We start from the raw sequence: 25,492 nt of genomic DNA, 5'->3' as shown, positions 1-25,492 counted from the left end.
ATTTTAAGTTATTAGATTTGATTTTTTATTTCAATACAAAAGAAGAGCTATCTCAAATTTAACTTTGAGACAGCATCTTCTTTACCCTGTTTAATTAATTTTCTCGAACTTTATTTTTAAATCAAGTGCAACAACATATTTTAAAAAACTCTCTAATGTTGGTGAGTTACCTAGTTTTTCTAGTCTGGAAACCATTTGCTGAGTTAACCCTGTTTTATCTGCGATATTACTTTGTGTTAAACCCTCTTGCTTTCTTATACTTGCTAAATTTTTTGCTATCTCTCTCTCTAATCTTGCTACATCCATGAAGAATGCATTCCGTTCATCTTCTTTGATTTGCATGTCTTCTTCACTATGGCTAACCCTTTTTAAACTCATTCATTAACACCTCCCTTGATTGTTTTTAGAATGCCTGTATACTAACCATTGTATAAAAAATCAATCTCATCACCTTAAATGGTAAACTACAACACTAAATATTAACTTAATATCCTTCTTTTAATAAATAAATTAATACTCATTTTATTAATTTATTAGTATTCTTACATACTTGAATTTTAAAAAACAGATATACATAAATCATTTAACTAAAAATCATTTTTGATACTTTAATACCGATCTACAATTCAATTTTAATAATTGATTTATTCTAATTTCGAATTAGTTTATTAATATTTTTACATATTTGGATCAAAAATAGGTATACATCAATAATTTAATAAAAAATCAATCTCAATAATTTAACACTAATCTACAATTTAATTTTAATAATTAATTTGTTCTAACTTCAAATTAATTTATTAATATTTTTACATACTTTAAATCAAGAATAAACATACTCAATAATTTAATAAAAAATCAATCTCAATAATTTAAGTTCATTAACAACACTTCCTTTTATTTAGATTCAAAATAGATATAATACATCAGTTGTTCAATAAAAATTAGTTTCAATATCTTATTCCTTTAGTATCAATTTTCCGTTCAGATTTTAATTAAACAATTATATTCATTTTTTCACATCGTCTATCAACACCTCCACATCCTTAAATTTCATTAAATAGAATTTTAAACTTTTAAATGAGAGTTAAAACAATAGCGGTTTCTTAACCTATATAATCCTTTTTTAGGGGGATTGGGTTTGTATAAGGATTATTTTCTCCTTATACAAATCCTTTATACAAATGTTTTACCGAGTTTTTTTCCTAATTTTACTGCCCTTTTTTTTGCTGTATTAAGATCCGATTGTGATGTCTTTCCTTTTTGCTTTTTACAGGCATGAAGTATATGGATTAAATTACAATCTATAACTACGTACATAAATCTACTGTTGTCAAACTTTATCTCGTATAACTTTCCACTTAGTTGCCTTGTATTCATGTACTCTAGAGCTTCTAATCCATCTTTTTCTAGAGACTCAAGGATTATCTTTGCTCTAGCCTTCTCCATTCCTTCAAGTTGATCAATATACTCGGTTATAACATCTTTTCCTCCTTTTGTTTTATAGGTTTCTGTCGCCATCTAATCTCTCCTTATTTATTATGAATACACCATTTTTGATGTTATAACAAAACAATACACCATATTTGATGTATTGTCAATATAAAAACAAACATTTTCCAGTTTTTATTTTTATGCCAAAAGAAGCTATGGACAGGCTTTAACTCTTCGTCTCCTCAGAATAAAAGCTAGTCCATAGCCTTTAATTACAATGGGATGCTCCGCCCCAAACCCAGGTAGAAAATCTCTGCAGGTCTTATAATAGGCTCCCTTGTCGCAAGGAAACTTTGTACAAGCTATTATTTTTCTCTTCACTCGCTGCAGCTCTGCAAGCCTTGGGTATTCCTCTAGGGTCAAAAGCTTCACTCCTTACGTTCAAAAAAATAGCTAGTCCAAAGTAAAAAATAGTGGGAAGCTTCCCAAACCCTCCATCCTGCTCTTTGTTCATTTCATATTATCAATTATTTTATTATTACTTATATTCTCTAATGCTAAAAGCTCATGAATTTATTTTAACTTCAATAATTTAGCATATACTTCTAAATACATTCTTTTCTGCTTTATTATATTTGTTTTTAATTCCAATATATATACTTTCTTGATATCCATATACATTATAATATTCATACTACTTATATATACTATACTTACTTATCATATATATATTTTTATGTATATATGATAAGTTTCCTTCGTTATCTAAATCCAGCACTTTTTATTCCTCGTCAGCTTGTCATAATAATGCTATAAACTATAAAAAAGCAGCAAGCTTCCTGCGGATAAAGTGCTTCTGTAATAAATCTAGACAACTACCTATTTGCAATTGAATTATTAGGGTATTCCTCTTTGGTCCTTCTATCACGCTCAAGCTTTATACTGATTGAAACTTTTAACAAACGCCCACCGCAGCCCTTCAGGGTGGACAACCCCAGGGGAGTCCACTTTGTTCAAGCCCTTATCAGGGCATGAACAAAGCTGCTGAGGATTACTATATTTCCCTTAACCCAAAGTTTTTCACATCATAGGCCGCATCCTTTTTTAAATGTCAAAGGAGCATGCCTATGAAGAATGAACACTTTGACATTTAAAATTTTGTGCTGTGTTTCTCTCTTATGATGCGGTGATAGGAAGTATTTAAAATACTGAACTTCCCCTCATCTCTTTCAATTATACAGCACAAAACCAGTCTGCTGTTCCAGCTACTGCCATAGTTTATGAACGGCTCCAGGAAGGTGCTTGGACTTTTTTGTTCTTGCAGCTTTATTTTGAACAAAAAAATTCTTGAGCAGTAATAGAATATATCATTCTATTACTGCTCAAGAACTTCCAGCGCTTTTTTCCTAAAATACTCTGCCAGACTATATCCTTTATCATATACAGCCTTTTCTACCTTTAAATATGTTTCAAGTTCCATATCAAAATGTATCTGCTTCATTTCCTTTTTTGCCTTCTTTGGCTTATCATATCGTTTCATAAGTATTACCTCCTTTTTCCTTATTCTTGACACAGTTACAAAATTCTATACATTTTAAATTACAGCAATTGGACTATTGCTGTAATTTCTTTAATTCACTATATCTCTTATATCTTTCTAATACACTATAAAAAGTTTCTTCTCTTAATAACATTTTATATAGTCCATAAGCTGTTACTTTTATTACTTTTCTTTCTCTTATAAGCTCCTGTATAGTATCTTTTCTAAATTCATTTCCAAACATAAAGTATAATCTCTGCTTCTTATTTGGTGCCACACACTTATAATTATTTTTCCATTTCTTGCTTATAGCAAGAAAGCCATATCTTTTTACCACCCTTAAATCATAGTTGCTTAGAATTCTTTCTGCATTAGTCATTTTATCAATTCCTCCTCTATGTTTATATTTATATTATTTCCATTGTAATAAATTTTATACATAAAAATGTAATAAATTTCGTATGATTATTTGTATGAAAAATTTAGGTTATCAAGCTTTAAAATATATAAAAAGTTGTTATTTTTATCATTTACTTAAATACCGCCTTTAGTTAGCTTAACAAAATCTAATGAAAGGATTAAAATATCAAGTTTTAATCCAATTTGATTAAATGAAAAAGTAGTATTGTTAGATAATTAATATAATGGTAAAATTACTCTATAACATATATTAAAATAAATTATATTATAGAGTAAGTAGGATAATAATATGAATAATGAAAGAGCAGAAAAAGTTTTTCCAAATTTTTTTTCAAATCTAAAATTACCTGAAGGAGCCAAGCTTGAAAATATTAATGTTTATAGATTATGTATTTGGGGGAAAATAGATAGAGAAGCCTTTTATGGAACTTATGAAGTTCAAATTAAAGGATTAACATCTAATAAAAGTTTTAACAGTAATTCAGATGATCCTGGCGATTATTCAACTTCATGTTATGAAAAAGAAAAGGATATAAAAAGAAGAAAAAAAACATTTAGTAGACATCATCCTGAAGTCAAAGTTGCATATGGCATTACAGAAAGTAGTTGTGGCCCCTGCCAAAGAACAAAGGAACGAGAGCCAAATAAAAAGGATAGCCATGTAGACTGGTGGATATATGAAAATTCAAATCCCCAAGATTATTTTAAGGAGGTGGAATTATAATGGGATTACCAAAACCATATTTTGAAAATATTAAAGGTGTAGGTAGTTTGGATATTGAATATATAATTTTTGAATCAGAGTATCCAGTATTATTTACTTGTAGAGATACTTATAATAATTTATATTTATGTTTATGTTGTGATATAAGAAATGAGCAACGATGGATAATATCTAAAACTAATTCACAAGTTGTTATAGACATGCTTTCTGATAAGATAACATTATATGATTCCTTAAGAAGTCCTTATGATAAAAATTATGTTGTTACATGGTCTTATGTAGAACAAAAAGAAACTGTTTTGGAATGTCAATTTAGTGAAATGGATGAATTAGATTTACCAGTTAAAGATGAATATATTGAAGCAGAAGATGGTGAGTTTGAAGAGTATATTGGAGATTTAGAATTGAATGAAGATAGAAAGTTTAAAATAATCACCACGAGTTCTAAAAAGATGCAATTTCACTCTATGTCTAAAATTAAAATTAATGATCAATATAGAAAAGCAGTTTACATTGGAAATTCATGGGTATATTTTAATGGAAATCTCAATAAAAATTCTCGTAAATATTTTGTTTCGAAATTTAAAAATTCAATAAGTCAAAGTATCTATATAAATAACCAATCAATTTATGATCAGAATTTTATTCCTAGTGGGATTTCAAAATCCTCATGTTTTATCTATAATAATTAAAGGAGAAATAATAATGGAAGCGAAATATAAATTTATTAGTAATAGAATAACAGATTTAAGATTTCATGAAAATATCTTAGGAAAAAAGGATGTAAATATTAAATTTTCTGTAGAAGTTGATACAACAATTATGAACTCTCAAACTGAAAGCGATAAATTTTTAATAAATTTTAAATTTAACATTAAAGATGAAGATGATAATTTTAAATTTAAAATCGAAATTGCAAATATGATTCATTTCATTATAGAAAAAAGAGAGGATTTTGACGAGACTTTTTCGAAACTTTGTTTACCTGATTTATTAGGACGCTCTAGAAAGATGATTAAAGATATTACTACTATAATGAATGTTCAACCATTAGAATTACCACCATTTGAGGATGAAATGTCTTAATAAAATTATAGTGCAAAATATAGAATTTTTTTTGGAGAAGTACTATATTACAGATATTTCAAATTGGTAGTATCCGCTCATTGTGTATTTAAGTAACTTTTGAGTCTCTAGAGAATTAAAGAATACAAATTTAAGAAAAATAGGAAACTATTATAGTTATTGCTTCCTATTTTTTCTTTATTATAATTATTTCATAAACTCTTGGTATCGCTATATAAAAATATCGCGAAATTCAATTTGATATAATCCGATGTATTATATCATCATTGGGCAGCAATCAAATTCTCTAAGTATATCAAATTAATTTATATTACAATTAATAATCATATTCTTCATCATAATTTATACATAACACATTAACAGCTTCATCAAATGTTAAATCTGTTTCATTCATGTATTTTTGAACATCGTCTGAGATTTTAAATTTAGGTTGAGCATCGTAATCATCTTTATAATCTTCTTCACATAATTCGATTGTTAACTCTTCAAAATCTTGATCACAATCTTCCTCAGTATAGTTTTCATCATCTTCTACAAACATGTCCCTAAATACATTATTATCAGAATACTCTTCTAACTCATCCATTTTATTCTCTTCCACAAATATAAAAACATAACAAATTTTATATTACTCTTTTATCATATCATTTTGTTGTTTAAAAATAATTGACTGATCAGCACTGCTTGTCCTCTCAATCAATTCAAATTCGGTAATTACTTTCACTAAATTAGCAATTTGCTGGCTTTGTTGATTTTTATCTTTATAAAAAATAGTTGTTACAACATTAGGACTCAATATTAAATCTTTTAAGATATCCTTATCCGTCATATCTAATGAGTGACCAAAAATATAAACATTATGGATATCATATGGTTTAGATGGAATTGATAAGTTGCAAAAATTTGATGTTTTTTTACAATTTTCAAGGTGTTCCTCATATTCATCTTTTATAAATTTTAACCACACTCTGTATTCGTTTCCAGTTCCTTTTATTATTCGTTGATAATATTTTTTAAAAACAATATAATCTGTATCAACATTTCTTAATTCATTAGGTAAGTACTCATTAATACCAAGCACCATATTGTTTCCCTTTGTAGAAATGTTTGTTTTACCATGAATAAAATGATAATTAGTATTATTGGAAATATCATAAATTTTCTCGTATGTATTAGTATAATTAAAGCTTAATACGTTATCTATTGATATACTTTTAATGTCTGGTGATAAACAAACTGTATTAATTTGCCCAACACAATCTTCAAGATAGATCTCCAAACATCGAATTAGACAATTTAAATCATTCTCTAATTTATTTATTAAATCATTATATCGTTTTTTATCTAGATACTCGTTTAATATAGAATAATTAACAGAGTAAAAATTCTTTAGTTCATCATTTTCAAACCGTTTCTTTCCTATCATGTCATACTTTGTATTGCACTGATTATCAAAACTTTTTATAATTCTTTTAATTTCACTTTCAAAATCTATCCAGTGTATTCCTATAGATTTCACCTTTGTATATTCATTATAAAAATACTTAAGCCAAACGTTATCCTTAATATTATCATATAATTCTTGTATATATGGTTGAGAATTCATTGTATTATTATTAAGAACCACTTTTCTTGTTTCAAATGCTTTAATTACATATTCACGCACTTCATTATTAGTCTCCCACATTTTAATATGTTTGTTTATATAAGCTTCCTTGTTACCTTGCCATGAACTTGTAATTTCAATTTTTTTCGCAAATTCTAAAAAATCGCTATACTTTGTTGGCAACCCATGTGCCAAATCAAAACCATTTCCAACAACCAAAATATTCATAATTCTTATATCTCCCTTAATGTAAATTACTACTACTTCAATCTCATACCTTTTGTCATTAATGATACACGAGAGTTTTTCAGCTAAACGACTTCTACTTTTTTATCGAGCATCTTAGTTTTCAGTTATTAGTCAAATTGGTATAAATTCAACATGTCCAATTTTATAGATAATTAAGAAGTCTTCAACTATAATTTATTAACTCTATTTTCGATATATACTGACGTTCAATTACTCATCCATCAAATTGTAAACCTTACCAAAGTAATGATTACTGTTTTTCTCCTTTACTTCTTCCAATAACTCATCAGGAAGTTCCTCACACGAACTCCATAAATATTTAGTGATTGATCGTTCATGATCATACAATGTGCCTGAAACAACTTCTAAAGTTTCTTTGTCAATAAAAAGACAATCGCTAGCTTTATTAGTATCAAGTAAACTTGCTAACAATACTTTATAACAATTTTCTGCATCATAGTCATCATCTTCTTCGCAATACCCATCCGTACGAACTACATTCCAAATATTCTCTGTATATAATGTATTAGGAATGTCATATATATTATCTACATTCTGCAGATAAAAACCTAATACATCTGCTTCTGTACTATTTATTTTATGACTTATTTTACGTACTCTTTCACCATAATAAGGATTAAATTCATGCCCTCCAGCAGCACCTACCCGATCATAAACTGCTTGAATAATAAATTTATATCCTGGATCAAAACCAGCTTCTAGCAAAAATTTGTCGTTTTTTTCAACCTCTAATACTATATATTTCATATACCCAAATCTACGGTCATCCCATACCTTTACAAATCTATTCTTCATATGCCACCCCATTAAATAACTCATTATAGTATTTTTTGATGGTTGCCCTATAGGCTCCATCTATATATAACTTTGTTGATTTCTTATCATTGTATTTATATCCTAGAAATGCTTTTGTTGCACTATATAATGTTTTTCTTACATAAGATATATTATAACCAAATTCATTAGCCAGATCTGTATCTAATATTAAATTTCTATCATAAATCATTTTTAACATTAATTTGCTTTTATCGTCAAAATGATATTTTATACGATGGTAAATATATTTATGCATTTCATTGCTAACGATATTTTCTATATATTCATAATTTTTATCTTTCCACAGCTCACTAAGTACATCACACACTTTTGTAAAGAATGTCAACAAATTATTCATAACACATCTATATATTTTTTCATCAGAATTATCATTATATAATCCTAATGCACCAATAGACATATGAAAATCTTTGTCTTTATCTTCATAACCATTAATACAATTAACTGTCGGAATTATTACCTTATTATAATATTCATTTAATTCTACTGAAAAATCAGATGCAGATGTTAATACAAACTGCATTAGTGATTCAATTGGTTCATTAGAACTATTTCCGGACAGTCGATCAAACTTATCTATGTTAAAGCTTTGCAACAGTTTTTCAACCCGTAAGAATACATTTGCTAAATTATCAGCTGCTAAATAATCTGTATCAACCGACTTTCTCCATAAATCTATACTCATATTATTAAGCAGTAATGAGTTAATTGAATTACACCTGCTGATAATTGCTTGGCTATATGGTACATCTTTATATATATTTTCACATTTTAGTTTGTCATCCAATATTTCTTCAATGGTTTCAATAATATGTTCGCCCTCATCATTTATACACTTTTTTAAAAATTTAGTCTCAAACGACAAATTCTTAAACAAATATTCATTAAGTAAATCAAAATATTCATTCAATATATTAGCTGTTTTGTCTTTATCACATGCTGAATTTTTCTTAATATAATCCCCTATCGTCTCTTTTCTCTCGTCTTCTGAAAACAATATAGATAGTCCTCTATTTTTAAAATTCAATGAATGCTTTGCTACAAAATCATCTAGCTTTTCTATATCATACTCTCCTTTTATTTCTCTTAATATTTTCTCCCTAATTTTCAAATCAATATTATCTAATTTATGCATATTGACTTTAGAAGTTCTACTTTTGTACTGTTCTTTTATCCATGAATGCAATGTAGCAAAAGAGCTTAAATTTCCGATTAAATCAAGTAATAATTTCATTGCCTTTCTTCTCCTCTCGTTAGCTAACTTATTTAGTTACTTCATCATTAGTTAAATATTCTATGTTGTTATTCAAATCTGCTATTTTTACATAGTGTATATAATTTACTATGTAAAATTTATTAGCAGCTTCCTATTATTAGGCTGATAGACAGTTAACTTTCAGTGTATTAATTAATTTCTAGTCTTTGCCTCATTGTGACTTCTGAATATTGAATCAGCTAAACGAGTTCCTGTTGAAACTAATTTTGACAGTACACGTAACTGTTCTCTACAAGCAATACTTTCTGTCGGATGAGGATAATTTATAGTATGGTCTATTTCCCCCCAAATTTCCTCAAACAAAGTTCTAACTTGTATTTCGCAACAAACACTGCTAATATCATTATTAGGTTTTACTATATAGTGAACACTAGTATAGTAAGTTTCTCTCAATTCTGTTCTTATACTTAATTTTTCATAATATTGCTTGGATTCTGGATCCCAAGTATAGGCTTTAGGTTCTTCAACAAAGCACCAATCACCAACTTCGTTTACTTTTTTAATTATTTGTTCGTGAATATCTTTAAATTGGTCTTGATAAAGATATAAAACCCTGATTCCAATTAAGTCATTTATCTCTTCAAATAAGTTTTCTTTTGTTACTATCTGACCTTTTTGAGCTTTACGTCTAATCTTATCTCTTAAATGCTCAGTATCTTTAAATCTTGACTTAACTGAATGTATTATTGGAAAAGGTTTCTTATTCAAATAAGGGTTTTCATTGAAAAAAAATTGTACTTGTCCTAAAAATCCCTTTAACTCATAACTATTCCATTGGTCTGTATAAAAATCTATTATTGCCTGTTCATTTATATCATTTTTCATTTATAGTACCTCAGCTCTCTTAATAAAATCTTTAGCAAATTCTATGTATTGATTTCTGGTAGCTCTATAACCTGGAAAATGACCACTGTTTACTTCTAATTCCATTTCAGCTAAATATGTTTGATTTTGAGCTTGAAGATTATGATAAACTTCTGGGATATTCCACATAGGACACTTTAATGCTTGAGCAACTGAAGGAAATGTATTATGAGTATGCATAACTGCTTTTTCACCAATTGGATCCATTATATTACAAATATCAGCTCTATTTGCATGGTTAATATACATATCTATTACTTCTGGTATTTTCTTAACATAAGAATAGTGTGCACTTGCTAAGTCATATTTATTTTTCTTTTTAGTATATTTCTTTGCATTATATATAGTGTAACCTATAAACTGCACAAATTTGTTCGGAAAATTTCTTCTCTTATCACTGGAAATTAAACTGTAAATTGTATTAAATTCTTTTTGCCATTGCTCAAGTGAATTTCCGATATTTCTAATTCCATATAAACTAAACATATCTGGTTGTGCAGGAATAAAAAAGCCATCAACAGTAGAAATTATTACTTTATTAAGTATTCCTAAACTTGGTGAAGTATCAATTATAATATAATCATAACTATATATATCATCATATTTTTCACAAATACGTCTAATATTTGTTATGGTCCTAATACTAAGGTTATCACTTTGATATGCACCACTCCACCTCTCAGCAATTTTATTTTCATATTTGTGAATAGATAGCCTTCCTGGGATTAAATCTAAGTTTTTAGATAATCTAAATGGCTTAGGGTATTCTTCAAGTTCATTTAATCCATCTTCAGCAGGTTTAAGTAAAAAATGAATTGACCTAGGACTACTTGTAATTTTCCCCAATCCACCTGCATTTTTAATAGCGTCAGCGAAGTCATCAATAAAAGGATCTTCTTCTAACCAAATACCATGTAACATTTCTTCGCTTAATCCAGAAATAGTTAAATTACATTGTGGATCTAAATCTACAAGTAATACCCTTTTACCCATTTCGCTCAAAGCGTGTCCTAAGTGATATCCAAGAGTTGATTTTCCAACTCCACCTTTGTTATTAAATAATGATACTATTTTCATGTTATTAAAACTTCCTTTCTCTACGATTTATAAAAATCATTTTATTTTCAATAAAATTTATATTAAATTAACTCTCGATTATAGACATAATCAACTTCTCCCACGTCAGAATATTCCTTATTTAAGTATACCATATAACACCATATTAGTAGTTTAATTTACAAATAAATTTATATTTCAATAAAATTCTTCATACACCAGCAAGGGTGGACTTGTCTTGTAACCTTGACTATAAGGACAAGTCATTTTAATGCTTGTACTTAAGGCCAAGAGTTAGGAGCATGTCCACCCCTGTGGCGAAGCGGAATTAAAAGTATCTAATTATAAAAAACTTACTACATTGAGTTTCCTCAAAGGAATCCCCCAGCAGGACCCAATAATACTCCCCTGAACGCTTGTTTATTTTGCTAAACAAAAGATTTGGCGAAGTCAGGCAAGCCTTAACGGCTTGTTTTACTTACGCTAAATCTCCCTTTGTTTAGCGAAGTAGACAAGCGAAAGACCCTAGCAGAATACTTCAGGGGGCTTGGGGTGCCTCCCCATTATATTCTTGCTTTGGACTAACTTATTGTGGTTGTATAAAATTTTAATTATAGAGTTAAAATTGAAAACGGTTAAGTCTTAGAAACATCTTTAAAACCTTCTACCACTATATGCTTGTCCAAAGCTTCCTTCGACTGTAAAGGAGCTCTTATAGGACCTGCAGAGTTTTGCTTCCTAGGTTTGGGGCGGAGCATCCCATTTTAAATCAATGTCAATGGACCAGCTTTTCTTCTGAGGAGAGGAAGATGAAAAGCTAGTCCATTGCTTCATTAATACCCATTAAAGAACTTCAATTATAATCTTTTTTATTGAGCTAAAAATGCTTTACTACCAATCTTAATCAGATGATACTTGTCTTTCTCTAGTTTTTCGATTGCATCCTTAATTTCATCAGTATTTACAGTGATTCCAATTATAACTTGGCAAGCATCTCCATAACTCAAAATGCTTTTAAAAAACTTTTCCATATCTTCACTTCCAATGCTATGTTGAGCTGGTTCATCAAAAATTAAAGAACCAAAATGATTTCCTTGCTTAGCTAATGAAGTCTGCAATAAGGCCATTGTATATGCCCAAATTGCCCTTATGTTATCACTTGCAGAAGAATCAAACTTCATATCAAAATCTTCAATCGTAGGTAAATAATTCTCTTTAGATATTTCTATATTATCTACATTAGAAGTGCTAGTATATCTATATTCTTTTAAGTTATACTTAAATTTATCTTGAAGTAACTGAATTTTAGCTAAATCACTCAATGAAAATTTTTCTTTTGGCATACTTTCCTTGTCTTCCAAGTATTTTTTCCAATCTCTTGATATTTCCATAAATTTGTTCAATATAGTTTTCAATTCAATACTAAATTTCTGCAAATCTTCAATTTTTCGCGCAATACTCATTCTCCTAAATATTACAGTTTCTGATAGATCTTCATTTACAGAATATAAATCATTCCTTATGGATTTAGCTAATCTCTGTAAGGTTATTATATTGGCTTTTATCTTTTGGATTTGTATATCAATTTCTTCTTTTATAGATTCATGTGACTTTAAAGCATACTCTAACATTTTCTTCTGTGCATTAAGATGTCTTATATTTTGTTCTATACTCATGGTTTCATACTGATGCTGTCCAGGAAGTAGCGTATCCTGAATATCCTGATGACATACAGGACATTTTCCATTTGAGGATTGACAACCTAATTGACTACCTAACTTCTGTAATTTTTCTGCATCTTTATTATTAGAAATATCATTTTTTATAACTTCAATATTCTGTTTTAAACTAACTATACTCCGAATATGGTTATTGTATTCATCTTGCAATACATTCAGTGCTGATTCCTTTTCTACAATCACTTCTTCAGTTTCATACAACTCATTCTGAAGTTCTTCAAAATTATCAACTACTTTAGGTCGTATTGTCTTTAAACTTTCATATTCACCTTTTAATCTTTCAATCCATATATCAATAGGATCATGACTTCCATGAAGTTCGAATACATTTACTTTATCATTAAAATCTTCATCTAAAATCTCTGGTAATATTGGTATACCTATGACCTTGCATTCTTCTTTTCCTTGTAAAATAATCAGCTCTTGCCATTGCATTTTCCATTTATCTTTAATATTTCTTTCCTTACTCACTAATTGGTTTCTTTTTCTCTCATTTTCAAATGTATCTAAACCTAAAACAAATTCTGTAACTCGCTTTTTAGCATCCTTTATTCCTAAATATGGCATACCTGAAAAGATATCTGACCATCCATGCTTCTGTTCAATAAACATTGATGAAAAAATAAGTTGAAGATACAATTTCCTTTCGCTATCATCTGATGTTGTTACTATAGGAAGTTTTACATTTAGGAATTTTTCCAAAAAAGAATGAAATCCTTTTGTATTTGTTGCCGAATTTTTCATATGAACATAAAATTCTTCCATTCCTATATCCTCGTTTTTTATCTGCTCTAAATCACCAAAATAGACTGTTACCAATCTGCTATCTCTATTTTTCATTTTAGCAGCTCTAAATATCGTAATACTCTCATATCCATTGTAAATCTCCAAAAAAGCACCTGATTCTAAAACTGGCCATGTATCTGCATCATCTTCAATTACACTTTTATATACTGAAGTTAATACTTTTTCATTTACTCCACCAATAATTTCTTCAAACCCTAAGCAATAATATATAGCTATAAGAACAGAGCTTTTTCCTCTTGTATTATTATCGCTTGCAACAAAATTTAGGCCAGGTTTAAATATTTCATCAAATCCGTATTCTCCTTTAGGTGTTTTTATTCGAACTTTTAACCTTTTTATCATCAACATATAATCTCCTCCAGTTTTCCATTAAGGATTCAATCTTATCCTCTGTTAACTTTGTAGATAAACTATTCAAAAATTCAACTTCATTGTAAAGTATTGTTTTATCTTTTCTAATCTCATCAACTAGCTTTTTTCCTTTACTCGTCAACTTAAACAATCCATTAACTTGTTGCACTATTAATCCATCTGCAGTTGCATATAATAGTGCTCGATTTACCACCGGATCAAAACGTATTATAATACACTCATTAAAACTCGATTCACAGAACTCTTTCAATTTCATTTGCTCATTCCTATTACTTAATGCATATGATATCATGTGCATCTTAATCAATGAGCATCCTTTCCTTCCACAACTAGCAGCTATAATTAAACAAATTACACTTACTTTATAACTAATTCTATAGTTATATGGTACTGCATCTGGTTTTGCATCAAATATTATTCCATTTCTCATAAGTTTTTCTTCATTCATAACATCACCTACATTTAAACTGCATAGAACAGTCTGCCAGCCAACTACTTACCAAATCCATTTTTAATTCCATGATTGAAGTTTTAGTTAAGTAATCAAATTCCTGTTCTAACGTTTTTTGAAAATCACTAATAATTTCATTAAATAATTTACTATTCAATGAACTATCTGTGTTCATCTTAGTTTTTATAGATACCTCTTTTTTATATGCCTGTTCTATACTTAAAATTTGCTCATAAATATCATTTTGGGAAACTCGTAGTTTCTCCATCAGTTCAATACCAATAACATATGATTTCATGTAAGTATCAACAACTTCTTTGAAATCTTCATCTTCTTCATCTATGTTGTTCATCACAGCCCTAACTTTTCTTTTAACATTTGACACTTTCTCTGAATCACATTTAGACCAATCTCCCTTTTTATTACGAAGAACTGTTAAGTCCAACTTTGCATCCATGCTTGTCCTAATTAGCCTAGCCAGTTCAACCTTAAAGTCTTCTGCCACCTTAACAAGAATTTTGAATTCATCACTAATAAAATTACATTGTTCTGAATTCAATTTTTTATATTCTAATACTTCTTTGCGTTTCTTTTCCATATGCTCTATGATTCTTTTATCTTTATATTCTGGTATAACAAAATGCCATTCACACACATTATGAATGCCTAACCCCTTGAGAGTATCTGCATAATCAGGTTTCAACAACTTATTAATGTCTCTAGTCATTTTATTACGCATGTGTTCATATAATTCATTATCTGAATACTCGCGTTCTGGACAATAGCATTGATATACTATTCCGCTTGAGGTAAATCCTTCTATTCCACCATCTCCACATACAGCAGCTGGTATTTGTGTATATCCATATTCTTGATATCTAATTCTGTAACATGAATCACACAGACTTTCCCATGCATTACCATTGAGATATGGCTGTATAAACTCTAAGACCATAATTTCTTATCCTCCAATTATTCTTAAAGAAATAGCATTGGTAAAGTCCGGAGCATAACTTAGCGCACTTATATCTACAATCATACATTCATTAGTATTTTCAAATCTTATCTTTACTAAATGAGCTAATTCATATATTTTAATAATCACTACTTTTTTATGAGCAAAATAATAAGGCCGATTTCGCTTTTGTTTGAGTTCAATAATATAATTTTCCATTTAAATTCTCCTCCTCAAACATTTAATAATTAACCATTGTGCTAATTACTTTACAAAATCAATGAAAATTACTGTGACATACTATTTGTTAACTAATAAGGGATTCATAATTATATTACTACAAATATGTTACTATGCCACCAATTATTTACTTTCCTTATTCTATATTTTTATTATATGCTTTGAACAAACATTATGAATAATTATAAATTTTATTTTCTCTTAAATCTCCAAATGAAATTTATTATATTTATCTCTAATATAATTGTTCATTTTCGTTTTGCTATAACTTTACCTCTTAGCTTATAGAATAAATTATATATTTCCCCTTAAATAGTAACTTTATATAATAAATAATACCACAATTCACCATTATATTCTATATTATGAATAACTTCACAAATAAGTATAGCAAGAATTGTCACCAAAATCTTATCATGTAAATGTATATACTAGAATCAAACTTATATTCAAAAAATAAAAGACACACAAAAACTTTGTATGCCTCTTTTATAAGCATAGAATATTTTTCTAAACATTAACCAAAACTCTTTAGATACAATCCTGTGTTATAATTCTATTTTTTCATTAATGAAGAAAATTTTTTCTCAATATATAAGTTTAACTGAAATTACTATTATAATTAGCAACATTTCTATTTTATTATGTTATTCCAAGTACTAGGTCCTACAACACCATCATCACAGATTCCAATGTCTAGCTGAAACTTTTTTATAGCCTTTAGTGTATCTTCTCCAAAATATCCATCAGCTCCGCATCTCCCAACATCATACCCCTGCTCTATAAGCTTGTTTTGTATAATCTTCACATTATCATCTTCTAAACCAGAATTCATCTTAATTAAATATCCAGGATAACTTGCACAATTCTCCCCTTCTACTGCTTCTTTTTTTATTCTATCTAAAGGAAAATTGCTCCCTGGACAATCTGTTGAGTACAATTCAAAATGTCCATATATCTTACTTATTCCATATTTATTTAATATGGATTTTGTTAACTGCAGCAGTGAACTATACTGAGATTCTACCATAGCTTCAACATTAAAGTTTCCATCTACACATATTCCTATAGATACAGCATTATAATTCAAACAATGTGCTCCTATAGCTTTTTCATCCCTTCCAATATAAACAGTTCCGTCTTTCCTTACAAAATAATGATAGCCACAGCCAGACCACCCATTCTGCAAATGCCATCTATGAATATCCTCTATACTGCAGATTACTGCATCTGCATGATGAAGTATTACCATCTTAGGATTATTACCATAGCTTAATCCATCCCTAAAACTTAAATCAGCATTTATTATATTCAAATTAAACACCTCCAAATATTAAAGCCCTGCTAAAACAGCAGGGCCGTAAAATCTATTTAACTGCAAATTCTTGTGATGTTGTGCTGACAACCTTAGCATCTTTTTTGCCAACTAATGCTCCATTTTTACTTACGAATATCTTCTTAGTAATTATAAGATCCATAGCAGCATTAATATCTGCTTGAGTAACAGCAGGCTTTCCATTTTCATCTTCTTTTATATTATCTACACTTAATGAAAAGTACTTGCCTTCCTGCTCTGTTGTAAATTTCATAGTAAGTTTATGTGCCATCTAAAATCCCTCCTTCTTATTTAATGATCAGTTTAAAGCTTAAACACTAAGCGTTAACTATTACGCTGTGATCAGCTTTTTGAATTTCATTTACTGGATAGTTTAGTAGCTTTTCTACTGCTTTTACTACATCGAAAACATCCTGATCAGCTGCCTTTAAATCCAAGTTACCCAATGTTGCCTTTTTAAGTACTTCCTTGCCCTTTTTATCTACCCCAGTCTTTATTACAATAACTAGGTCAGAAGAAAGTTTAGTTGCTGCTGCTGCCATAATATCCTCTCCTTTCTTTGTCTTTAACTATATATATGCTTTTTTTTAAATTAGTGCAGAAAAAAAGAAACAAGACCTAATCCTGTTTCTTTTCCTGGTTTTTTATAACGGCTGCCATATCTACTCTAAGACCTTCAATAGATTTGATTAATAAATCAATCTTGCTTTCAAATCTTGTAAGGAGATATACGCTAACTGCTATAGGGAACCCCACGGAACTGATTAAATTAACCAGCTGGTCATACATAATATCAACCTCCCCTGCCGCTATGATTATATATATGCTATTTCAAATATTTTCTCAGTTCATTTAATGCTTCTTTTTTTATTTCTATAGCTATTCTATACTTTATATTAAAGTCAGCTGCTGCTTCTTTTAGTGTTTTTCCTTTAATATATACAGCTTCAATTATATCTTTTTCTATCCCCTGGAGTTTGTCCAAAGCTTTCCTAACCTTTTGTGCTTCATCATAGGCTATAACTTCATCTTCCAGAGTAAAATCATGTTCCTTTAAATCAATTATGCTGTCATCCTGAATTTCTCTTAAGTGCTTTATCTCTCCCTTTAAAAGAGCTTTAAAATTATTTATAACTGCACTGTTACAATATGTAGTAAAAGAGCAGTTTCCCATTTTATATAGATGAATTGCTCTTATTATTGAAAGATATCCATGTTGAACTAAATCATCAAATTCATAAGAAGGTATTCTGTATTTAGCTGCCTGCTTAATAACAAAACAGCTGAATTTCTGAATAATTTCATCAACTGCAGAACTGTCTCCGCCTTTAGCTCTCTTAATAAGTTCTTCTATGATAAACACCACCTTTAATTGTATTTACCATCATTATACAATTAATAAGGTGGTGGTATAGCTATAATTGACAAATTGGAAATATCTTTATTTTTTATAAAGTACACTTAATAGGTATCATATTTTTAACTTATAATAATCTTATTAAATTATCACTATGTTATGTGTATTACTATACGAAACAAGCTGTAAATATAATTCTGTATATGTAAAATCTCTTTTCCTATAAGCACATCTTAAACTTGCTGCAATGTTTTTGGAGCTTGCACTGCTTCCTCTAGGTTTTCTACAAAATGCTGCAAACAATTCTATAAAGTCATGTCCTTGATTTATTTCTAATAACTCTTCTGTATTGAGAACTATTGCATTTTGAGAATTGATTTGCGATAACTTGTCCACATTTATTGCAAAATATTGCTGATTCATTTGATTTAATTTTAAAATTATTTTTTCATTTTGAATGTTTTGTGTTTCTTCATCAAATGCATTAGTAATAGAAACACCATCAATTTTAATGCCTAATCCCATAGTTTCATTATTTTTTCGGATTAAACTAAGATATTTTAACTGCTTTAGCAAAACATCCCTCAGCTCATTTGAAGAAAGTCTTCCAGAATAATATTCACTGTAAATGTTGTTAAATACTTCGTCATTTTTAACAAGCATCATTTCCATACAACAACAGTCATAGTAGAATATCTTATTGTAAATGTGCCCGCACTCATAGTCTCTATCTCTTATACCAATTACTCTTGGGTTAGATGTAAAATACTCTTCAACAATCTCAGTTATACCAGTTTTTCCGGTGAAAGATTCAAAAAGAATGACTTTCTCATTAGCAATGTTTTTCCAAAATTTCAAGTCATCCTCTCCTTCAACTACCAAAAAAGTATGCTCCTGTTTTATATCTGCTCCTAAACTCAATCTTATTTCTGATATAATGTCATCTTTAGATAAGTTAGCTCTAATAGAGTTTGTTCCCATATAACTCCCCCAAATCTACTTGTATATCCCAGTGATTATTGATTATCTGTGGGGAGTGTGTTGCTACTATTACCTTTAGCCCCTTATATTCAACAATCTTAAGTAAATCGTCCATAAACATTCTTTGCCAAACTATATGGAGGGATATTTCTGGTTCATCAATTAGCAGTGATGTATTGTTTCTTGTCTCAAATATCAATTCATAGAATAAAACAATTTCTTGTTTCTCCCCAGAAGATAACTGGTTAAGTTTCATAACACTATCTTTGCAATTTTCATCAACAATAACTATTCCATTTTCTCTAGAAATCTTAATTTTCTTAAATGATAGTCTGCTATTAATAATATCAGTGAACAAGTCTAATTTTTTAATAAAATCTTCATATACCTCATACTTTCTGTTAAAATCGTCAAAGTATACTTTAAGTGCTTTTGCATGTTCTTGCTTAAAAAAAACATTAGCCGAATTTTGCATTTCAAAAATGTCATATTTTCTTAATTTTTCAAACTTATTTGTCATTTCAAGCATTTTCTTTTTATATTCATCTTCGCTTATGCCAACTTCTGTATCAAATAACCTATTAGGGTAAGTACTATCTAGCTTATTTGCTATAGATAAATAATCACTTGAAATATCGATAATTAAACGTTTAAACTTGCTAGGCAAATCTTCTATTACATTTACCACTTGTTTTTCATCTCTTAAATTCTTCTTTTGACTTATTAATCTTTGCTCTTTTATAAAATATATAGATCCTATCAATAATCTTATTCGCTTTAGCATACGTTTATATTGTTTGCGCCATAGAATTTTACAATCACTCTGGTTAACATTATTGCAGTTATCTACTATTGAATAATCAATAATTTTTTCTTTTTCGTTATAAAATGGCGTAATTGCTACTTCATCTACTGATAACTTTGAGGTAGGTATTTTGTCCCAAAACTTACTAGTAGTACTATGAAAAATGCCGTTCCTAGTTTTATAATCCTCATCTTTTAAAAACATGCTAACTGGTATTTTTAATCCATTTAATATTATTCCATTTCCACTTTTTGATATACTAATTATTTCTTTTGATGTATCAAAAAAAATATTAAGTTTTTGAAATCTCAATTTCCAAAAGAACGCAATATCGCCTTCATATAAGGCCTCAATTGACCTAAGAATTGTGGATTTTCCATATCCATTTGGTCCAGTTATAATAGTGACCCCCTTAGGGTCAAAAACTATTTCATAATCAAAGCGTCCAAAAAGCTTATCAATTTCTATTTTATTTATCATCATAACAACTCCTATAAATCATCATGTATATATTACCATATTATGAACTTATTACACAATATATAGTCACATTTTATTTCGTGTATAAAAAATTCAACTATAAATATATTATCGTTATGTTTTTATCATTGAAATAACCTTTTTTGTCCTTTTGATTTTAGTTATAAACTATTCTTGCTTCTTAATATTAACATATTTAAAAACAAACACTTAAACTTTCTAAAAAAGAAGACCCTCTACAGCTCTTCTTTCTTGATTACCAAATTTTCTCCCCTAATCCTCATAGAACTTAAACTTAGATTTCCCACTCTTTATCCACCTAATCAATTCACAGCTGGGTACTCTTATTACTCTAGGAGCTATCCTAAGTATACAAAACTCCTTTTTATAAATAATTTGATACGCAGCATTTAACCCTATTTTTAAAACTGCTGCCATTTCCTTCACTGTTAATAATGCTGGTAGTTTCTCCATTTGTTTTTCTGTCATCATTTTTTCTCCCCCAAATTCTCTCAAATGTCTTAAAAAATTAACTCTTCCATACTTATTTTAAAAAACTCAGCTATTTTGGCTACTTCATCAATAGTGAAGCTTCTTTGTCCATTTTCTTTGCGACTATATGCAGCCACTGTCATATTTAAAGTCTTGGACATAGTTTTTTGCTTTATGTTGTTTTTGATTCTCAAAGCCTTTATCCCATCACTTACCCCATAAATTTACCCTCCGAAAAGCTCTTTAATAAATTTATCAGTCTTTTCTTTACCCTGTATTTTTCTTATATCATTACCTGTATTTCTTATAAAACTGCACATACTTGATAGTCTGCTGTAAGTTCTGTCATCATACCTTTCCTTTAACTCCTGCATACTTATGTTAGTTGTTATAATAACAGGCAAATTTACAGTATTTCTTTTTTCTATAATCTGATACATCATAGCCCTTGTCCACTTATTATCTTCTTCAGTTCCCAGATCATCAATAATAATCAAATCTGCATTTTCTAGAGTATTAAGCACTGTAAAAATCCCTTCATCCCCCCAGGTTCTTTTACTTTGACCTATCCTCTCAGTAAGAGCTATAGCTCCAACACATATAACTGGAATTAACTTTTGTACCAAAGCATTAGCTATACATGCAGAAAAGTAAGTCTTCCCATTACCGGGTTCCCCATATATGAGCATCCCCTTATTCTCTGCTTTCATCTGAGCAAACTTTGAAATATACTGTTTTGCAATATTATATAAATTTTCATTTCCAAGTTTATGATCCCAATTCTCTAAAGTAAATTCCTTAAAGTTTTTATTCATCATGCTGTTAGAAATTATCTGTTTAAGCCTAATCTGCTTTTGTCTGTTTATATCCAATGTCTGCTGCCTTTCATAAGCTTCCCTTCTACATCTGCAGGCTCTAGGGTATAATTTAGTTCCAAAAGACATTTTTACAGCTATACCTATAGGTTCTCCGCAAACTTTACACTTTGGTATATTATTAATATCTCTATACACTAAAGCCGATTCCATCTGCTTGGACCTCTCCAGAACCGTCTTCACTGCCTCCATTCTTTAATCCCCCTCTATTTCTCTGATTCAAGTAACCCTCAAATTTCGTCCCAAATAAAGTTTCCGGTCTTAAATACTTTTCCATGTTTGTATTTAGCCATTCAGAAACTTTTATATCTATCACTTTGTAAAAATCCTCTAAAGCAAAATCTTCATCCAATCTTGCTTTTATAAGCTGCTTAGTTTTCTTACTTGCTGCCTTATATCTTGTATCAGCTTTTTTGTTTAAGTAATTTATAACTTGATCATATATATTATTATCTTTAATAGATTTATCTTTTAATAGATTAATCTTTTGTTCCGGATTTAAATCCGGAAGGGTTACGGATTTAAATCCGAATGGGTACGGATCTAAATCCGAGCCCCTCGGATTATAATCCGACTCAACTGTAATATAATCTGATAATAAACTTAAATAGTTACTCCCAATATTGTAGTAAGAATATACACCTTTACTTTTTTTAGTTTTGTGATTTAATATTTCAACTTTAGCCATGTTTTTAAATCTTCTATAAATGCTGTCCTTTTTTAAATTCAGTATAGGAAGTTCCTTCATTATCCCTTCATATTTAAGCCAATAATAAAGCTCTCCTTCTATATTTTCCTTAACCATAGTACCACTATCTTTAAAATCCACAAAATATCTAAGTAATACTGCGTCTACTGCATCTAACCCAAATTCCATTAATTTAGCCTGATTATATCCTAGTATAGTAAACTTCATGGAATCACTTCCTTTGAGCTTTAATAGGTTGATGTCTCATTTTGGAATGTTAATTCTTTTATATGTTCAAGATCCGATAAGTCTTTACCGTTATACTCTCTTAAAAAGCTTAATAAAGTAGGCTTTGTTACTTTAAGCCTGCCAAGTTTAAGAGCTGTCAAAAGCCCGTTTCTAATTAAGTCATATACCGCATTTTTATTTACTTTTAATATTGCTGCTACTTCTTCAACAGTATATAAGTAAGCCTCCATAATTTATTCCCCCCAAATTCATATCTTAAACTGGAAATATATCATCAATCTTAACATTAAAAGCACTGGCTATTAACGTTTGACTTCTTTTCCTTGGGTAATTTTTTCCCTTCTCCCAGCTCCAGTACATCTTTTGATTTGTCCTGCACTTTTGAGCTGCTTCTTCCTGTGTCCAATTGTTAACCCTTCGTAATACTTCCATCTTCTTGTACCATTTTAAATTGTTTAAAACTTTGCCCATTATCATAATTAAACCTCCCTAGCATGTTGTAAACGTTATTTGCGTTAAGTAAACTATAACATTATTTGAGATAACTAGACAAATGTTAAAAAACTCTAAATTCCTATGGTTTTCTACGTTTATTTTTGATTTTCTTATCTTTTCGTTTATTTACGTTTACGAATTGACACCATAACGTTAGATACGTTATAATATAGAAAACTAAACTTTAAGTTGTTAGGAGATTGATGTAATTTGGTTCTAAGTAAAAAAGAATTAGGCTCTTTAATAAAAAAGGCTAGAAATCTAAAATCTGAAAAAATTAATAAACTCTACACTCAAAAAATGCTGGCTTCGGATTTAAACAAATCCCAAAGTTATATTGGAGATGTTGAATCAGGAAGAACGTATCCAAGTTTTAGGCTTTTATCACAAATAGCAGATGCCTGTGGAGTTCCAATAAGCTTTTTTCAGGACAGCGAGCAGTTAAATAAAGATATTGAAGTTTTTATTAAATCACAATTAGGTAAGGCAGAAGGTAAGGATGTATCTAAAATAGCAGACTATATAAAAAATGATCCTGAAACAGATATAGATTACATACAGAATTGCTTAACGGATAACTCTGACACAGTATCTGAAACTCAAAGCACTTACCAGTGCAACAAATTAGAAACTGCTGAAGGGGTTGTGCAGTCTTTGTTACATCATCCAGCAATAAAAGATTTTTGTGAATTAGATATAGATAAATTGAACTTAAATGAAACCTCTGAATTTATAAATGACTTTTTAAATCAGTTAAAGCTTATAAGTTACAAATATAAAAAATAATTTTATTCTAAATTTGTTATTAGCTAAAAATCAGTTATTTTATAACTGTTTATTATAAATAGTAAAGGAGATGCATTCTATGAAGGGCGGCGTAAGAAAAAAAGGTAACAACTGGTACTATTATTTTGATGCCGGAACCGTTGATGGTAAAAGAAAAAGAATTGAAAGGAAAGGTGGTGCTACTAAAAGAGAGGCTGAAAAAGCTCTTAGAAAAGCATTAGATGAATTTGATAATTGTGGTTCTATTATCAATGAAAGTAATATAAGTATATCTGATTACTTTGATTATTGGTATAAGGAGTATGTATTTATAAATTGCAAATATAATACCCAACAGTATTATAAAACAATTATAAATAAGCATATAAAGCCAGCTTTAGGTATATACAAACTTAAAACATTAACCCCGGCAGTCCTACAAGAATTTCTAAATAAAAAATACTTAAATGGTTTTAGTAAAAGCTCTTTATCTGGTTTCTATGGAGTTCTATCAGGAGCATTAAAAATGGCAGTATATCCTTATCAACTAATAAAAGAAAACCCTATGCATTACGTAACTATGCCTAAATATGATCAGACTAGAAAAGATAAAGAAGATTTAAAAGTAATTACTTTAGAAGACTTTAATAAAATAATAAATAGATTTCCTCAAGGCAGCAGTTTTTATGTACCGCTGCAGATTGCCTTTAATACAGGAATGAGAGCAGCTGAGGTTTGTGGGCTTACTTGGGACTGTGTAGATTTAAATAATAAAACTATAACTGTTGAAAAAATAATTATAAAAAAAGAAAGAGAATGGGTCTTTGGAACACCTAAAACTAAAAATTCCAATAGAACCATTCTAATGGGTACTACTCTTTTTAATATACTGAAACAACATAAAAAATTTCAGATTGAAAACAAGCTAAAGTACGGACAATTCTACACTGACAGTAATTTTGTCTGTACTAAAGAAAATGGCGAACCCATAACTACTGATAGTTTAAAATATTTAAGCCGTGTAGTCAATTATGAATTGAAAATATCTTACAATTTTCATTCTCTCCGTCATACTCATGCAACTATGCTTTTGGAAGCCGGTGCAAATATAAAAGATATTCAAGAACGTTTGGGACACAGTAGAATTTCAACTACAATGGATACCTATTCTCACGTAACTAATAAATTAAAACAAGACAGCGTTGATAGGTTTGAATCTATTATTTCCGGATCAAAATAATTTTTCCACCGAATATAAAATTACGGTGGAAAAATGGTGGAAAATCTCTATT

The 25,492-nt window shown here is 29.1% G+C and carries 32 protein-coding genes; 5 read left to right on the top strand and 27 right to left on the bottom strand.

Annotated features, from left to right (window positions below; genetic code table 11):
• Positions 1-90 precede the first annotated feature (90 nt).
• From I6U48_RS01795 to I6U48_RS01780, 4 genes are all read right to left on the bottom strand, one after another.
• Entirely contained in the window at positions 91-378 is a 288-nt protein-coding gene (locus I6U48_RS01795; protein ID WP_218318682.1) for a helix-turn-helix domain-containing protein, read from the bottom strand.
• A 798-nt stretch (positions 379-1,176) separates the two neighbouring features.
• A complete protein-coding gene (locus tag I6U48_RS01790; protein WP_218318681.1) occupies positions 1,177-1,521 on the bottom strand; it encodes a type II toxin-antitoxin system RelE/ParE family toxin in 345 nt (114 codons plus the stop codon).
• Positions 1,522-2,809: 1,288 nt separating this feature from the next.
• Positions 2,810-2,974 (bottom strand): hypothetical protein, encoded by a 165-nt coding sequence (locus tag I6U48_RS01785; protein ID WP_218318680.1) that lies wholly within the window; start codon positions 2,972-2,974, stop codon positions 2,810-2,812.
• A 73-nt stretch (positions 2,975-3,047) separates the two neighbouring features.
• Positions 3,048-3,353 (bottom strand): hypothetical protein, encoded by a 306-nt coding sequence (locus tag I6U48_RS01780; protein ID WP_218318679.1) that lies wholly within the window; start codon positions 3,351-3,353, stop codon positions 3,048-3,050.
• Between the two features lie 330 nt (positions 3,354-3,683).
• Here I6U48_RS01780 and I6U48_RS01775 point away from each other — a divergent pair, with 330 nt between their 5' ends.
• The 3 genes from I6U48_RS01775 to I6U48_RS01765 are packed head-to-tail and all read left to right on the top strand — an operon-like array spanning position 3,684 to position 5,204.
• A complete protein-coding gene (locus tag I6U48_RS01775) occupies positions 3,684-4,118 on the top strand; it encodes a hypothetical protein (RefSeq protein ID WP_218318678.1) in 435 nt (144 codons plus the stop codon).
• Entirely contained in the window at positions 4,118-4,810 is a 693-nt protein-coding gene (locus tag I6U48_RS01770; protein ID WP_218318677.1) for a hypothetical protein, read from the top strand. Before I6U48_RS01775 ends, I6U48_RS01770 begins: the two co-directional genes overlap by 1 nt.
• A gap of 13 nt (positions 4,811-4,823) precedes the next feature.
• On the top strand, positions 4,824-5,204 hold the full coding sequence (locus tag I6U48_RS01765; RefSeq protein WP_218318676.1) for a hypothetical protein: 381 nt from the start codon (positions 4,824-4,826) through the stop codon (positions 5,202-5,204).
• Between the two features lie 316 nt (positions 5,205-5,520).
• On the opposite strand, the gene I6U48_RS01760 is transcribed toward I6U48_RS01765, so the two are convergent.
• The 23 genes from I6U48_RS01760 to I6U48_RS01650 form a co-directional block, all read right to left on the bottom strand.
• Positions 5,521-5,790, bottom strand: coding sequence for a hypothetical protein (locus tag I6U48_RS01760; RefSeq protein ID WP_218318675.1), 270 nt, complete (start codon positions 5,788-5,790; stop codon positions 5,521-5,523).
• A 42-nt stretch (positions 5,791-5,832) separates the two neighbouring features.
• Entirely contained in the window at positions 5,833-7,038 is a 1,206-nt protein-coding gene (locus I6U48_RS01755; protein WP_218318674.1) for a bacteriophage abortive infection AbiH family protein, read from the bottom strand.
• 231 nt (positions 7,039-7,269) lie between these two features.
• A complete protein-coding gene (locus tag I6U48_RS01750; protein WP_218318673.1) occupies positions 7,270-7,875 on the bottom strand; it encodes a hypothetical protein in 606 nt (201 codons plus the stop codon).
• Positions 7,865-9,151: a hypothetical protein gene (locus tag I6U48_RS01745; RefSeq protein ID WP_218318672.1), complete on the bottom strand. Its 1,287-nt coding sequence runs from the start codon at positions 9,149-9,151 to the stop codon at positions 7,865-7,867. The genes I6U48_RS01750 and I6U48_RS01745 overlap by 11 nt, the downstream gene beginning before the upstream one ends.
• Positions 9,152-9,325: 174 nt before the next feature.
• Positions 9,326-10,018 carry a RelA/SpoT domain-containing protein gene (locus I6U48_RS01740; protein WP_218318671.1) on the bottom strand — a complete coding sequence of 231 codons (693 nt, stop codon included), beginning with the start codon at positions 10,016-10,018 and terminating at the stop codon, positions 9,326-9,328.
• Positions 10,019-11,134 (bottom strand): ParA family protein, encoded by a 1,116-nt coding sequence (locus tag I6U48_RS01735; RefSeq protein WP_218318670.1) that lies wholly within the window; start codon positions 11,132-11,134, stop codon positions 10,019-10,021. It lies immediately after the preceding gene.
• A gap of 848 nt (positions 11,135-11,982) precedes the next feature.
• The gene (locus I6U48_RS01730; RefSeq protein ID WP_218318669.1) at positions 11,983-14,007 is read right to left on the bottom strand and encodes a coiled-coil domain-containing protein; all 2,025 of its coding nucleotides are present in this window, start codon (positions 14,005-14,007) and stop codon (positions 11,983-11,985) included.
• Positions 13,964-14,479: a hypothetical protein gene (locus I6U48_RS01725; RefSeq protein WP_218318668.1), complete on the bottom strand. Its 516-nt coding sequence runs from the start codon at positions 14,477-14,479 to the stop codon at positions 13,964-13,966. The genes I6U48_RS01730 and I6U48_RS01725 overlap by 44 nt, the downstream gene beginning before the upstream one ends.
• A 4-nt stretch (positions 14,480-14,483) precedes the next feature.
• The gene (locus I6U48_RS01720; RefSeq protein ID WP_218318667.1) at positions 14,484-15,437 is read right to left on the bottom strand and encodes a hypothetical protein; all 954 of its coding nucleotides are present in this window, start codon (positions 15,435-15,437) and stop codon (positions 14,484-14,486) included.
• A gap of 6 nt (positions 15,438-15,443) precedes the next feature.
• Positions 15,444-15,656 carry a hypothetical protein gene (locus I6U48_RS01715; protein ID WP_218318666.1) on the bottom strand — a complete coding sequence of 71 codons (213 nt, stop codon included), beginning with the start codon at positions 15,654-15,656 and terminating at the stop codon, positions 15,444-15,446.
• Positions 15,657-16,311: 655 nt separating this feature from the next.
• Positions 16,312-16,992, bottom strand: coding sequence for a peptidoglycan recognition protein family protein (locus I6U48_RS01710; protein ID WP_218318665.1), 681 nt, complete (start codon positions 16,990-16,992; stop codon positions 16,312-16,314).
• A 52-nt stretch (positions 16,993-17,044) separates the two neighbouring features.
• Positions 17,045-17,284 (bottom strand): DUF2922 domain-containing protein, encoded by a 240-nt coding sequence (locus I6U48_RS01705; protein WP_218318664.1) that lies wholly within the window; start codon positions 17,282-17,284, stop codon positions 17,045-17,047.
• Positions 17,285-17,330: 46 nt separating this feature from the next.
• On the bottom strand, positions 17,331-17,555 hold the full coding sequence (locus tag I6U48_RS01700; protein ID WP_218318663.1) for a DUF1659 domain-containing protein: 225 nt from the start codon (positions 17,553-17,555) through the stop codon (positions 17,331-17,333).
• Between the two features lie 76 nt (positions 17,556-17,631).
• Positions 17,632-17,802 carry a YvrJ family protein gene (locus I6U48_RS01695; protein WP_218318662.1) on the bottom strand — a complete coding sequence of 57 codons (171 nt, stop codon included), beginning with the start codon at positions 17,800-17,802 and terminating at the stop codon, positions 17,632-17,634.
• Between the two features lie 37 nt (positions 17,803-17,839).
• A complete protein-coding gene (locus tag I6U48_RS01690) occupies positions 17,840-18,379 on the bottom strand; it encodes an RNA polymerase sigma factor (protein WP_218318661.1) in 540 nt (179 codons plus the stop codon).
• A 132-nt stretch (positions 18,380-18,511) separates the two neighbouring features.
• Positions 18,512-19,351 carry a DUF4435 domain-containing protein gene (locus I6U48_RS01685; RefSeq protein ID WP_218318660.1) on the bottom strand — a complete coding sequence of 280 codons (840 nt, stop codon included), beginning with the start codon at positions 19,349-19,351 and terminating at the stop codon, positions 18,512-18,514.
• A complete protein-coding gene (locus tag I6U48_RS01680) occupies positions 19,332-20,636 on the bottom strand; it encodes an AAA family ATPase (protein ID WP_218318659.1) in 1,305 nt (434 codons plus the stop codon). The genes I6U48_RS01685 and I6U48_RS01680 overlap by 20 nt, the downstream gene beginning before the upstream one ends.
• A gap of 273 nt (positions 20,637-20,909) precedes the next feature.
• Complete coding sequence (locus I6U48_RS01675; RefSeq protein WP_246615156.1) at positions 20,910-21,128, bottom strand: helix-turn-helix domain-containing protein; 219 nt, start codon at positions 21,126-21,128, stop codon at positions 20,910-20,912.
• A gap of 29 nt (positions 21,129-21,157) precedes the next feature.
• On the bottom strand, positions 21,158-21,331 hold the full coding sequence (locus I6U48_RS01670; protein ID WP_312890849.1) for a helix-turn-helix domain-containing protein: 174 nt from the start codon (positions 21,329-21,331) through the stop codon (positions 21,158-21,160).
• Positions 21,332-21,352: 21 nt separating this feature from the next.
• Positions 21,353-22,195, bottom strand: coding sequence for an ATP-binding protein (locus I6U48_RS01665; RefSeq protein ID WP_218318657.1), 843 nt, complete (start codon positions 22,193-22,195; stop codon positions 21,353-21,355).
• Positions 22,134-22,919 carry a conserved phage C-terminal domain-containing protein gene (locus I6U48_RS01660; protein ID WP_218318656.1) on the bottom strand — a complete coding sequence of 262 codons (786 nt, stop codon included), beginning with the start codon at positions 22,917-22,919 and terminating at the stop codon, positions 22,134-22,136. Before I6U48_RS01660 ends, I6U48_RS01665 begins: the two co-directional genes overlap by 62 nt.
• A 20-nt stretch (positions 22,920-22,939) precedes the next feature.
• Positions 22,940-23,170, bottom strand: a complete 231-nt coding sequence (locus I6U48_RS01655) for a helix-turn-helix domain-containing protein (RefSeq protein ID WP_218318655.1) — start codon at positions 23,168-23,170, stop codon at positions 22,940-22,942.
• Between the two features lie 25 nt (positions 23,171-23,195).
• Complete coding sequence (locus I6U48_RS01650) at positions 23,196-23,417, bottom strand: helix-turn-helix transcriptional regulator (RefSeq protein WP_246615155.1); 222 nt, start codon at positions 23,415-23,417, stop codon at positions 23,196-23,198.
• Positions 23,418-23,645: 228 nt separating this feature from the next.
• Here I6U48_RS01650 and I6U48_RS01645 point away from each other — a divergent pair, with 228 nt between their 5' ends.
• Together I6U48_RS01645 and I6U48_RS01640 are read left to right on the top strand one after the other, a co-directional pair.
• Positions 23,646-24,221 (top strand): helix-turn-helix domain-containing protein, encoded by a 576-nt coding sequence (locus tag I6U48_RS01645; RefSeq protein WP_218318654.1) that lies wholly within the window; start codon positions 23,646-23,648, stop codon positions 24,219-24,221.
• 79 nt (positions 24,222-24,300) lie between these two features.
• The gene (locus I6U48_RS01640) at positions 24,301-25,440 is read left to right on the top strand and encodes a site-specific integrase (RefSeq protein WP_218318653.1); all 1,140 of its coding nucleotides are present in this window, start codon (positions 24,301-24,303) and stop codon (positions 25,438-25,440) included.
• Positions 25,441-25,492: the final 52 nt, after the last annotated feature.

The organism is Clostridium thailandense, assembly GCF_019207025.1.
GTDB lineage: Bacteria > Bacillota > Clostridia > Clostridiales > Clostridiaceae > Clostridium_AM > Clostridium_AM thailandense.
This window is presented reverse-complemented; position numbering and strand designations above follow the sequence as displayed.